The following is a 10,991-nucleotide window of genomic DNA, read 5'->3' as shown; positions in this document are numbered from 1 at the left end:
GAGTAATAAATGAAAGTATTGGTAGTAGACGACGATGTTGTGTCGCGCATGGTGCTGATGCACCTGATCGACAGCTGCGGCAAATTTGACATCGTGGAAGCGGAAGATGGCGCGGACGCGTGGCAGCAGCTGGAAAATGGCTTGCGGCCTGCCATTGTGTTTTGCGATTTGCGCATGCCGCGTTTGTCCGGCATGGAGTTGCTGCAGCGCGTCAAAGGCGATGCGGCGCTGAATGCGTTGCCATTTGTCCTGGTGTCGTCCGCCACCGACAAGGAAACCGTGCAGCAAGCCACGAAGGCCGGCGCTGCCGGCTACATCGTCAAACCGTTCCAGGCCGACCAGGTGCGCGTGCACTTGACGGCGTTCCTCGACCAGGCCGCCAGCGGCTATGAACACCAGGCGGAAGCGCCGTCGGCCACGCAACTGCGCCTGGGCATCAATGCGGACCGTTTGCTGGTCTACCTGACGGGATTCCAAAACCAGCTGACTGCCGCCAGCGGCGAACTCGATGCACTGTTTGCACGGGGCGAGCAGCAGGAAGCGCAATCGCGTATCGACCGCCTGCACGCGGGCTGCGTCACCCTCGGCTTGACGGGCGCCGCCAGCGCGCTGAAAAGCTTTGCGCCGGGATTCCTGTCCAGCGATGCGGTGCAAGCCGTGCTGGCCGACGTGATCCGCGCCGTCATTCACCAGTCTGCACTGGTCCGCAAATCCATCGGCGGTAATTAAGCGCTGCCGGATTACGCTGCGCTAATCCGGCCTACGGTCTTTGCCAACAACACTTGATGTAGGGCGGATTAGGTGCGCAGCGCCGTAATCCGCCATGCCTTGCCCTTGCCTTAAAAATACTTTAGGTTTAAAGTAAATGTCTGCAGGCTGACTTTTACCGACCAACCCCCCAAGGGCGACCAAGATGACAGCAATTGCCGCACCCGCATCGACACCTGCATCCGGGCACGAAGACCCGTTTGCACGTAACCACTTGCCTCCGCGCGGCTTGTGGCCTGAGTTGTGTTTCGACTTGCCGGAACTGCAGTATCCGGACCGCCTCAATTGCGCCGCCGAGCTGCTGGACCGCGCAATCGAGCGGGGCTGGGGCGAACGGATTGCCATCCGCAGCGCCGGCGCCGCATGGACCTATGCGCAATTGCAGCAGCAAGTGGACCGCATCGCATACGTGCTGCGTACGCGCCTCGGTTTAAAGACGGGCAACCGCGTGCTGCTGCGGGGCGCCAATCATCCGATGATGGCCGCGTGCGTACTGGCCGTGCTGAAAGCAGGTCTGGTGGCGGTGCCGACGATGCCGCTGCTGCGGGCCCGTGAACTGGGCGCGATTCTCGGCAAGGCTGAAGTCAATGCCGTGCTGTGCGCCGACGCGCTGCGCGGCGAACTGGATGCGGCAGAGCATTTGCCCGCCGCGGTGGTAACGTTCAATGGCGATGGCGGTCCCGGTTCGCTGGAAATGCTGATGAACGATGTCCCGCCCGGCGTCTTTGCGCCGTGCGATACCAGCGCGGAAGATGTGTGCCTGATCAGCTTTACGTCCGGCACCACGGGCGTGCCGAAAGGGACCATGCATTTCCACCGCGACGTGCTGGCCATATGCGACTGCTTCCCCCGTTCGACGCTGAAATCCGGGCATGACGATGTTTTCATCGGTACGCCGCCGCTGGCGTTCACGTTTGGCCTTGGCGGCTTGCTGCTGTTCCCGCTGCGGGCCGGTGCATCCACCGTGCTGCTGGAAAAGCTGACGCCGGAAACGCTGCTGCAGGCAATCAGGGATTTCAAGGCTACGATCTGCTTTACCGCGCCCACGTTTTACCGCCAAATGGCGCCGCTGGCGGCGCAATACGACCTGTCTTCGCTGCGCAAGTCCGTGTCGGCCGGCGAAGCGCTGCCGCTGGCCACGCGCGAGGCATGGCAGCAGGCCACCGGCCTGCGCATGATCGATGGCATTGGCGCGACGGAGATGCTGCACATCTTTATCTCGGCTGCCGATGACGATATCCGTCCCGGCGCCACGGGCCGGCCGATCCCCGGTTATCAGGCATGTGTGCTGGACCTTGACGGCCACCCGGCCGGCCCTGGCGTGATTGGCCGCCTGGCCGTCAAAGGCCCGACCGGCTGCCGCTACCTGGCCGATGAACGCCAGCGCGATTACGTGGTCAATGGCTGGAACTTGACGGGTGACGCGTATGAAATGGATGACGACGGCTACTTCTTTTACCGCTCGCGCACGGATGACATGATCATTTCCGCCGGCTACAACATCGCGGGGCCGGAAGTGGAAGACGCGTTGCTGCGCCACCCGGCCGTTGCGGAATGCGGCGTCGTGGGCAAGCCCGATCAGGACCGGGGCCAGATTGTCGAAGCGTTCGTCGTGCTGAAAAGCGGCGTCGAAGGCAACGACGCGCTGGCGGCGGCATTACAGGAATTCGTCAAAGGCCAGATTGCGCCGTATAAATACCCGCGCGCGATCCGCTTCGTGCCGGCGCTGCCGCGCACGGAGACAGGCAAACTGCAGCGCTTCAAGCTGCGCCAGGAATAGTCTGACAGATAAGGCCGGCTGCCTAGCCTGGCGCACCAGATAAGCATTGGAGCTGATGACATGAATATCGTATGCATAGGGGGCGGCCCGGCCGGCCTGTATTTTGCGCTGCTGATGAAAAAGCAAAACGCGGCGCACAACATCACCGTCATTGAACGCAATCGCCCGTATGATACGTTCGGCTGGGGCGTCGTGTTTTCCGACCAGACCTTGGGCAACCTCGCGCAAGCGGATGAACCCACGGCGAAAGCCATCCTGCAGGCGTTCAACCACTGGGACGACATCGACATTTTCTTCAAAGGCGAGAAAGTCACGTCCGGCGGCCATGGCTTTTGCGGCATCGGCCGCAAGCGCTTGCTGAATATCCTGCAGCAGCGCTGCGAACAGCTCGGTGTGCAGCTGGTGTTTGAAACGGACGTGGCGGATGACCAGCAACTGGCAGCGCAGTACAAGGCCGGCCTGGTGATCGCATCCGACGGCTTGAACAGCCGTATCCGCACCCGTTATGCGGCCACGTACCAGCCGCAGATCGAAACGCGCCAGTGCCGCTTCGTGTGGCTGGGCACGAAAAAGAAATTCGATGCGTTTACGTTTGCATTCAAGGAAACGGAGCATGGCTGGTTCCAGGCCCACATTTACCAATACGATGGCGATACGTCGACGTTTATCGTGGAAACGCCGGAAACCGTTTGGCGCGCGGCGGGGCTGGAAGACATGTCGCAGGAACAGGCATTGGCGTTTTGCGAAAAGCTGTTTGCCGAACAGCTCGACGGCCACGCGCTGATGTCGAATGCGGCGCATTTGCGCGGCTCAAACGTATGGATCAAGTTCCCCCGCGTCGTGTGCCAGCGGTGGGTGCACTGGAATGGCGCTGTGCCGGTCGTGCTGATGGGCGATGCCGCCCATTCCGCCCACTACTCGATCGGTTCGGGCACCAAGCTGGCGCTGGAAGATGCGATCGAGCTGGCGTCGTGCTTTGGCAAGGGCGCGGATATCCGCGCCACGCTGGAGCAATATGAAGCCGTGCGCTCGGTCGAAGTGCTGAAGATCCAGAGCGCGGCGCGCAATTCCATGGAATGGTTTGAAAATGTGCGGCGCTATACGGCGCTGCAGGCGCCGCAGTTTGCGTATTCGATGCTGACGCGCAGCCAGCGCCTGTCGCATGAAAATTTGCGGCTGCGCGATCCGGACTATGTGGCGGGCTATGAAAAGTGGCTTGCACGGCAAGCGTTCGAACAGTGCGGCTTGCCGCAGCCTGCGGAAAATGCGAAGCCTATGCCGCCCATGTTCACGCCCTATAAAGTACGCGGCCTGGTGCTGAAGAACCGCATCGTCGTGTCGCCGATGGCGCAATACAGCGCAGTGGACGGCACGGTGGGCGATTACCACCTCGTGCACCTGGGCGCGCGCGCGATGGGCGGCGCGGCCATGGTGATGGCGGAAATGACGTGCGTGTCAGCCGATGCGCGCATTACGCCGTGGTGCCCCGGCATGTATGCGCCGGAACACACGGCCGCGTGGAAGCGCATCGTCGATTACGTGCACGCGCACACCGATGCAAAGATTGCACTGCAGCTGGGCCATGCGGGCGCCAAGGGTTCGACGCGCGCCATGTGGGACGGCATCGACATGCCGCTGCCGGAGGCGGGCGACAACTGGCCGCTGGTGTCCGCATCGAGCCAGCAATATTTGCCGGGTATTTCGCAGACCGCGCGCACTGCCACGGTGGACGACATGCGCCGCATCGAAGCGGCCTTCGTGCGCGCCACGGCCGCGGCCGAACAGGCAGGCTTCGACTGGCTCGAATTGCACTGCGCGCACGGCTACCTGCTGTCTTCATTCATTTCGCCATTAACGAACCAGCGCGGCGATGAATACGGCGGCAGCCTGGAAAACCGCTGCCGCTTTCCGCTGCGCGTGTTTGCCGCCATGCGCGCCGCTTGGCCTGCCCACAAGCCCATGAGCGTGCGCATTTCCGCGCATGACTGGGTGGAAGGGGGCATTACGCCGGATGACGCGGTGGCCATTGCCCGCCTGTTCAAGCAGGCCGGCGCCGACGTCATCGACTGTTCGTCGGGCCAGGTCAGCAAACTGGAAAAGCCTGTGTATGGCCGCATGTTCCAGGCGCCATTTGCCGACCGCGTGCGCAATGAAGCGGGGATTGCCGCCATGGCCGTGGGCTCGATCTTTGAAGCGGACCATGCGAACGGCATCATTGCAGCGGGCCGCGCGGACCTGTGCGCCGTGGGCCGTCCGCACCTGGCGGATCCTGCATGGACGTTGCATGAAGCCGCCAAGCTGGGCTACCAGCCCGTCACGTGGCCCAAGCAATATATGCCGGGCAAGCAGCAGCTGGAACGCAACCTGGAGCGCGAACGCCAACTGGCGGCGGCGTCATCAGGACTCAGCCCGCAGGAAATCGCGGCGAAATTGCTGGAGGGGTGACATGGTCAACGCATTGGGTACATTACAGGGAAAACATGCGCTGGTGACGGGCGGCGGCCGCGGCATCGGCCTGGCATGCGCGCGCGCGTTGCTGCTGCGGGGCGCCAAAGTGACGTTGGCGGGACGCGACTTTGCGGCACTGGTGCAGGCGCAGCAAGCGCTGCGCGCACTGGGCGAAGTGGCGGTCCAGACCATCGACGTGGCCGATGAAACGTCCGTCAACGCAGGCTTTGCTGCGGCGGCGGAGCGTTTTGGCCGCATCGATATCCTCGTCAACAATGCGGGACAGGCCAAGCCCGCGCCATTCCTGAAAACCGATACGGCGCACTGGCAGCACATGCTGGCCGTGAATTTGTCGGGCGTGTTCCACTGCTGCCAGGCTGCGCTGCCCGCCATGCTGGATGCGGGCTGGGGCCGCATCGTCAATGTCGCGTCCACGGCAGGCTTGACGGGCTACCGCTATGTGTCGGGCTATGTGGCGGCCAAGCACGGCGTGGTGGGCTTGACGCGGGCGCTGGCGCTGGAAGTGGCGGCCAAGGGCGTCACTGTCAACGCCGTGTGCCCCGGCTATACGGAAACCGACATCGTCAAGGAAGCGATTGCCAACATTGTGGCCAAGACGGGCCGCACGGAAGAGGAAGCGCGCGCTGAACTGGCGGCAGGCAATCCGCAAAAGCGCCTGGTGCAAAGCGAAGAAGTGGCGAACGCCGTCGCGTGGCTGTGCCAGCCCGATTCCGCCGCCATGAATGGCCAGGCGATTGCCGTGGCCGGCGGCGAAGTGATGTAGGAGCGCCCATGGCAGCCGAACATGATTCCGACCCGGGCCACGCGCTGGACCTGGCCAGCCGCCTGACGCAAGACCACCACCAGTCGTTGAAACTATGGCTGCGCATGTTGTCGTGCACGGTGAAAATTGAAAATGAAATCCGTTCGCGGCTGCGCGCCACGTTTGGCATCACGTTGCCGCGCTTTGACTTGATGGCGCAGCTGGAACGCTATCCCGATGGCTTGCGCATGGGCGAACTGTCGAAGCGCATGATGGTCACGGGCGGCAATATCACGGGCATCACGGACCAGCTGGAACAAGAGCGCCTCGTGGTGCGCGTGCCCGACCCGAAAGATGGCCGCGCGTACAGCGTGAAGCTGACGCAGGAAGGCCGTAAAGCCTTTGCCATCATGGCGGAAACCCATGAAGCGTGGGTGGCGGAATTGCTGGCGCCCATGACTACGGACGACAAGGCCCAATTGATTACGTTGCTGTCGCAAATGAAGCGGCATCTGAATGAAGGAACTGCACAATGAAATACTTACCCGGCGAACCGCAGCACTTGCCCGGCAACCGCAGCCAGATGGCGGGATACCAGGCGCGCCACTTCCTGTTCGCGGTGGATAACGGCGTGGCCACGGTGGCGCTGAACCGTCCCGAGCGCAAGAACCCCCTGACGTTTGAATCGTATGCGGAATTGCGCGACCTGTTCCGCGCCTTGACGTATGCGGATGACATCCATGCGATCGTCGTGCAGGGCGAGGGCGGCAATTTCTGTTCCGGCGGTGACGTGCATGACATTATCGGCCCGCTGACCAGGCTGGATATGCCCGGCCTGCTGTCGTTCACGCGCATGACGGGCGACCTGGTGAAAGCCATGCGCGCCTGTCCACAGCCCATCATTGCCGCCATCGATGGCGTCTGTGCCGGCGCCGGCGCAATGATGGCGCTGGCGTCCGACATCCGCCTGGGCACGGAGCGCAGCAAAACTGCGTTCCTGTTCACCCGCGTGGGCCTGGCCGGCTGCGACATGGGCGCGTGCGCGCTGCTGCCGCGCGTGATTGGCCAGGGCAGGGCGTCGGAATTGCTGTACACGGGCCGTTCGCTGGGCGGCGTGGAAGGAGAACGGTGGGGCTGGTTCAACAGCCTGCACCAGCCTGAAGAATTGCTGGCGGCCGCGCAAGCGTTTGCCCGCGGCCTGGCCGATGGGCCGACGTTCGCGCATGGCATGACGAAGAAAATGCTGCAGCAAGAGTGGAACATGGGCGTCGATGAAGCCATCGAAGCGGAAGCGCAGGCGCAAGCGATTTGCATGGCCACCAATGACTTCCACCGCGCTTACCACGCGTTCGTGGCCAGGCAAAAACCGCAATTCGAAGGGGATTAAATGTCAGATAAAAGCTACCTCGACTGGCCGTTTTTCGATGCGCGCCATAAAGAACTGGAACAGCAGCTCGATGCGTGGGCGGCCCTGCATTTAAAGGATGCGCATGGCATTGATGCGGATGACAGTTGCCGCAAGCTGGTGAAGTTGCTGGGCGACGGCGGCTGGCTGCGCCACGCCGTGGGTGGCACGGCCTTTGGCGGCGCCGGCGGCACGATTGATACGCGCGCCATTTGCATTTTGCGTGAAACGCTGGCGCGCCATGAAGGCTTGGCGGACTTCGCGTTTGCCATGCAGGGACTGGGTTCCGGCGCAATCAGCCTGTTTGGCACGGATGCGCAAAAACACGCGTATTTGCCGAAAGTATCGCGCGGCGAAGCGATTGCCGCGTTTGCCCTGTCGGAGCCGCAAGCCGGTTCCGATGTGGCGGCAATGGCTTGCGCTGCCGAGTTTGTGGAAAACCCGGACGGCGGCGACTATGTGCTGAACGGTGAAAAGACGTGGATTTCCAATGGCGGCATTGCGGACTTTTACGTCGTGTTTGCCCGCACGGGTGAACAGCCTGGCGCGCGCGGCATCAGCGCTTTCATCGTCGATGCCGGTACGCCGGGCTTTTCCATCGCCGAGCGCATCGATGTGATTGCGCCGCATCCGCTGGCGCGGCTGAAGTTCGACCATTGCCGTATTCCTGCCACGCAGCGCATCGGCGAAGGGGGGCAGGGATTCAAGGTGGCGATGGCCACGCTCGACGTGTTCCGCACGTCGGTGGCGGCCGCCGCGCTGGGATTTGCCCGCCGTGCGCTGGATGAAGCGCTGGCGCGCGCCACGTCGCGCCAGATGTTTGGCCAGGCATTGGCGGACTTCCAGTTGACGCAGGCGAAGCTGGCGCAGATGGCGACCGGCATCGACAGCAGCGCGTTGCTGACGTACCGCGCCGCATGGCAGCGCGACCAGGGGCGCAACGTGACGAAAGAAGCGGCCATGGCAAAAATGACGGCCACGGAAACCGCGCAGCAAGTCATTGACGCGGCCGTGCAAATGTTTGGCGGCCTGGGCGTCGTCAGCGGCGTGCCGGTCGAACGCTTGTACCGTGAAATCCGCGCGCTGCGCATTTATGAGGGCGCGACGGAAGTGCAGCAATTGATCATCGCGCGTGAACTGCTGAAGGGACTCAAATGAAATTTCTGCAACCGCCTGGATGGGTAAGGCCGCGCGGCTATTCCAATGGCGTCGCGGCCAGCGGCGCCACCGTGTGCGTCAGCGGCATGATCGGCTGGGATGCGCAGGGCGTGTTCCATACCGATGACTTTGCCGGGCAAGTCAAACAGTGCCTGGAAAATATCGTGGCCGTGCTGGCGGAAGCCAACGCGCGTCCCGAACACATCGTGCGCATGACGTGGTACGTGGTCGACAAGCATGAATACATGGGCGCGTACAAGGAGATTGGCGCCGTGTACCGCGACATCATCGGCCAGCATTATCCAGCCATGACGGCTGTGCAGGTGGCCGGGCTGCTGGAAGAGCGGGCGCGGGTGGAAATCGAAGTGACAGCCATCGTACCCTGAGTATCGCTGCTGCTCCATATTGCGCGCCGTTGTTTTGATGAAGCACTGACAATGTGGTTCAATCGACAACGCAACACCGTGGAGTAGCAGTCATGTCTTACAAATCCCGATTTTTCTTCAGCACGCTGGCCTTGCTGGCTGTGCTGCCCGCCCATGCTTCATTGATCACTACGGCAGACCAGGCGCAGTTATCTTCATGGCTGGGCGAAGGTCCGCTGTCGCTGAATTTGCTGTTCGAGAAAACGCCGGGCAAGACGGCGGCGGATTTTCACGCGGCAGCCGATGGCAAGGGCCGCACATTCACTGTCATGCAAGCGTATGGCGTGGATGGCCGCTCGTGGCTGATCGGCGGCTATAACCCGCAAAGCTGGTCATCGAAAGGCGGGTTCAACATGACGCCGGACGAAGCCGACCGCGTTGGCTTCCTGTTCAACCTGACCAAGGGCGTCGTGTTCCAGCAATTGCCCGCGCTGGCAGGCGATGATTTTGGCGCCATGCAGACCGTCAACGAAGCATTGATGGGCCCCACGTTTGGGGCAGGCTTTGATTTGGCGGTGCCATTTGATTTAACCAATGGCGGCAGTTCCGCGCTGCTCAGCTATAACGATGGCATCCACCACCAAAACCCGTTCACCAGCCTGCTGGACAATACGCCGTACACAGGCACACCCAACCTGCGCATAGGCGCAATGGAAGTCTATACGGTGAACCTGGTGCCGGAACCGGGCACGGCCTGGCTGGCGGCCGGTGGATTGGCCGCGCTGGCGCTGGCGCGCCGGCGGCGCCGGGCTTAGGACTGGCTAGAAAGGCAAACGCAGCAAGTCGACCGTCATGCGGATCAGCTTGTTGCGGCCCGGCGTATAGGGCGGGAAGAACAGTTTCACCAAATGCAGCCATGACCCGCGCAGCACAGCCCGTTCATGGGAAAACGCCTTGAAGCCGTATTCGCCGTGCGCATTGCCGATGCCGGAATTGTTGACGCCGCCAAAGGGCAAATTGCCGTGCGCGAAATGCGCGACGCAATGGTTGACGCACGCGCCGCCAGAACTGGTGTGCGACAGCACGCGGCGGATGGATTGCCGGTCCGTGCTCCACAAATACAGCGCCAATGGTTTCGGCTGGCGGTTGATGTCATGGATTACCTGGTCCAGGTCCGTGTATTCAATGATGGGCAGCAGCGGGCCGAAAATTTCTTCCGACAGGATGGCGGCATCCGCCGGCACGCGTTCCAGCAGCGTTGGTGCGATATAGCACTGCGCTTCATCGATGTCGCCGCCCGTCAGTACCTTCGCGCCGCGCGCCACCGCATCGTTGAGCAAGTGCGCCACGCGCTGCGTGTGGCGGCGGTTGACCACGCGCGTCAAGTCGGCGCTGGCTTTTTGCGCCGCGGCGCCGGCGCCGTAGCGCTGCTGCAGCACGGAGCGGCATGCATCGACAAACGCTTGCTTGACGGACGCGTGCACGTACGCGGTATCGGGCGCCACGCAGGTCTGGCCATTGTTGAGGAATTTGCCCCACATCAGGGTTTCCGCCGCCATTTGCACGTTGGCGCTGGCGTCGACAATCACGGGGGATTTGCCTCCCAGCTCCAAGGTTACGCTGGCCAGGTGTTTGGCGGCCGCCGCCATCACGACTTTGCCGACGGCAGGAGAGCCCGTGAAGAAGATATGGTCGAACGGCATGTCGAGCAGCGCTTGCGACGTCGGCAGGCTGCCCTCAAACAGCGCCACTTCATCGGGCGGGAAGGTATCGGCAATGATGCGCCCCATCAGCGCTGACACGTGCGGCGTCATTTCCGACGGCTTGATGATGACGGTATTGCCCGCCGCCAGTGCCGATACCAGCGGGCCAAAGCACAGGCTCAGCGGATAGTTCCACGGCGCGATGACGAGCACGCGGCCCCGTGGCTGGTATTGCACTTGCGCGCCCGTGCCCAGCATGGTCTTGGTCGGCCACACGCGTTTGGGCTTCATCCAGCGCCGCACGCTGCCGATGGCCTGGTGGATTTCATCCATGACCGGCAGGAATTCCGACACTTCGACTTCCGCTTCGGGCTTGCGGTAATCCTGCGCAAACGCCTGGTGGAACGCCGTGCGGTGCGCCAGCATGGCGTCGCGCAGTTTTTCTATGCGGGCGATGCGCTCGCGGGCCGTGGAATCGCGCCAGCGCAGCGCCGTGGTTTGCTGGAGTTCGAATACGGCGCGCATGCGGTGCGGATCGGCTTCACCGGCGGCGGCTTGCAAAGTTTGGGAAGATGGGGCGTCGTTCATCGCGCAGCTGGGA

Annotated in this window: 10 protein-coding genes; 9 read left to right on the top strand and 1 reads right to left on the bottom strand. The window is 62.6% G+C overall.

Going from position 1 to position 10,991, the window contains the following annotated elements:
* The first annotated feature begins 9 nt into the window (after positions 1-9).
* From GM668_RS18360 to GM668_RS18320, 9 genes are all read left to right on the top strand, one after another.
* Complete coding sequence (locus GM668_RS18360) at positions 10-729, top strand: response regulator (protein WP_155440411.1); 720 nt, start codon at positions 10-12, stop codon at positions 727-729.
* Between the two features lie 184 nt (positions 730-913).
* Positions 914-2,548 (top strand): AMP-binding protein, encoded by a 1,635-nt coding sequence (locus GM668_RS18355; RefSeq protein WP_155440410.1) that lies wholly within the window; start codon positions 914-916, stop codon positions 2,546-2,548.
* Positions 2,549-2,608: 60 nt separating this feature from the next.
* Complete coding sequence (locus GM668_RS18350) at positions 2,609-4,993, top strand: bifunctional salicylyl-CoA 5-hydroxylase/oxidoreductase (protein WP_155440409.1); 2,385 nt, start codon at positions 2,609-2,611, stop codon at positions 4,991-4,993.
* Position 4,994: 1 nt separating this feature from the next.
* On the top strand, positions 4,995-5,780 hold the full coding sequence (locus GM668_RS18345) for an SDR family NAD(P)-dependent oxidoreductase (protein ID WP_155440408.1): 786 nt from the start codon (positions 4,995-4,997) through the stop codon (positions 5,778-5,780).
* Positions 5,781-5,788: 8 nt separating this feature from the next.
* Positions 5,789-6,295 (top strand): MarR family winged helix-turn-helix transcriptional regulator, encoded by a 507-nt coding sequence (locus GM668_RS18340; RefSeq protein WP_155440407.1) that lies wholly within the window; start codon positions 5,789-5,791, stop codon positions 6,293-6,295.
* On the top strand, positions 6,292-7,146 hold the full coding sequence (locus GM668_RS18335; RefSeq protein ID WP_155440406.1) for an enoyl-CoA hydratase family protein: 855 nt from the start codon (positions 6,292-6,294) through the stop codon (positions 7,144-7,146). The genes GM668_RS18340 and GM668_RS18335 overlap by 4 nt, the downstream gene beginning before the upstream one ends.
* Positions 7,147-8,322, top strand: a complete 1,176-nt coding sequence (locus GM668_RS18330; RefSeq protein WP_155440405.1) for an acyl-CoA dehydrogenase family protein — start codon at positions 7,147-7,149, stop codon at positions 8,320-8,322. It abuts the gene before it with no gap.
* Positions 8,319-8,708, top strand: a complete 390-nt coding sequence (locus tag GM668_RS18325) for a RidA family protein (RefSeq protein ID WP_155440404.1) — start codon at positions 8,319-8,321, stop codon at positions 8,706-8,708. The genes GM668_RS18330 and GM668_RS18325 overlap by 4 nt, the downstream gene beginning before the upstream one ends.
* A 92-nt stretch (positions 8,709-8,800) precedes the next feature.
* On the top strand, positions 8,801-9,502 hold the full coding sequence (locus tag GM668_RS18320; protein WP_155440403.1) for a PEP_CTERM-anchored TLD domain-containing protein: 702 nt from the start codon (positions 8,801-8,803) through the stop codon (positions 9,500-9,502).
* A 6-nt stretch (positions 9,503-9,508) separates the two neighbouring features.
* On the opposite strand, the gene GM668_RS18315 is transcribed toward GM668_RS18320, so the two are convergent.
* The gene (locus GM668_RS18315) at positions 9,509-10,978 is read right to left on the bottom strand and encodes an aldehyde dehydrogenase family protein (protein WP_155440402.1); all 1,470 of its coding nucleotides are present in this window, start codon (positions 10,976-10,978) and stop codon (positions 9,509-9,511) included.
* Positions 10,979-10,991 lie beyond the last annotated feature (13 nt).

The organism is Pseudoduganella ginsengisoli (assembly GCF_009720865.1).
Lineage (GTDB): Bacteria > Pseudomonadota > Gammaproteobacteria > Burkholderiales > Burkholderiaceae_D > Rugamonas > Rugamonas ginsengisoli.
The sequence above is the reverse complement of the archived record's forward strand: the minus strand, read 5'-3'. Positions and strand labels throughout refer to the sequence as shown.